Genomic DNA, 1075 nt, shown 5'->3' on the forward strand with positions numbered 1-1075 from the left:
CACCCCGCCCCCCGGACCGCTCGGCGAGTCCGCGGTCCTGCCCGCCACCGGCTGGGATGCCGTCCGCCGCGCCCGTTCCCCTCAACGGCCGCGTGCCACCGCCTACTTGGATGCCTACTTCACCGACCGGGTCGCGATCAGCGGCGACCGCTGCGGCGGCACCGACCCGGACGGCATGCTGTGCGGCTTCGGCACCCACGAGGGCCGCACGGTCGCCTACGCCGCGCAGACCGGGACCGCGACCCGTCCCGCCGGATACCGCACCGCCGCCCGGCTGATCCGCCTCGCGGACCGGCTCGGCATCCCGGTGCTGACCCTCGTGGACACCCCGGGCGCGGCCAACGACGCGGAGGCGGAGCGGCAGGGCGCGGGCTCGGCGATCGCCGACCTGTTCGCCGCGGTCGCGGGCGTCCGCACCCCGGTGACCACGCTGGTGATCGGCGAGGGCGGCTCCGGCGGCGCCCTGGCCCTGGCCGCCCCCGGCAACACCTGGGCCACACCGGACAGTTACTTCTCGGTGATCGCGCCGGAACTCGCGGCGGCCATCCTCAAACGGCCCCCGCGCGAGGTGGAGGCGACGGCGGACCAGCTCCGCATCCGGCCGCAGGATCTGGTGGAGCTGGGGGTGATCCGGGGGACCGTCGGTGGGTGAGTTCCGTGAATGCCCTCGGCGTCCTCGCGCACCTTCCGTCACAATGGTGCTGCCCAGCGCAATCGAACGACGGGGGTGTCGTGGACGGGTTGGTCGAGTTCAAGACCGGTGACGGGGCCGTGGTCGCGGTCGAGGCGGTGGAGGAGCGGTCCGGTTCCCGCCTGGTCTCCCGCGGCGACGGCACGGTCCAGGCGGCCCGCACCTTCGAGGGCGCCCTGGACGGGGTGCGGGCGGCGGCCGAGTCCGCGCTGCGTGTCTTCCGGGACGGCTCGCTGAAGCCCGACGGCGTGGAGATCGAGTTCGGGGTGAAACTGGCCGCCGAGACAGGCGCGTTCATCGCCAAGGGCACCGCCGAGGGCCATCTGGTGGTCAGACTGACCTGGTCCCCGTCCATGCCCGGGGTCCCGCCCACGCCTGGAGTCC

2 protein-coding genes are annotated in these 1075 nt (G+C 74.5%); both read left to right on the forward strand.

The annotated features are described in order from the left end of the window. Window positions 1-652: carboxyl transferase domain-containing protein (locus C1J00_RS43535; RefSeq protein ID WP_281262808.1), on the forward strand; the 652-nt coding region annotated here is incomplete at its 5' end. Between the two features lie 80 nt (window positions 653-732). Then, on the forward strand, window positions 733-1075 hold a 343-nt coding region (locus C1J00_RS43540; protein WP_102914244.1), incomplete at its 3' end, for a CU044_2847 family protein.

The organism is Streptomyces cahuitamycinicus, assembly GCF_002891435.1.
GTDB classification, from domain to species: Bacteria; Actinomycetota; Actinomycetes; order Streptomycetales; family Streptomycetaceae; genus Streptomyces; species Streptomyces cahuitamycinicus.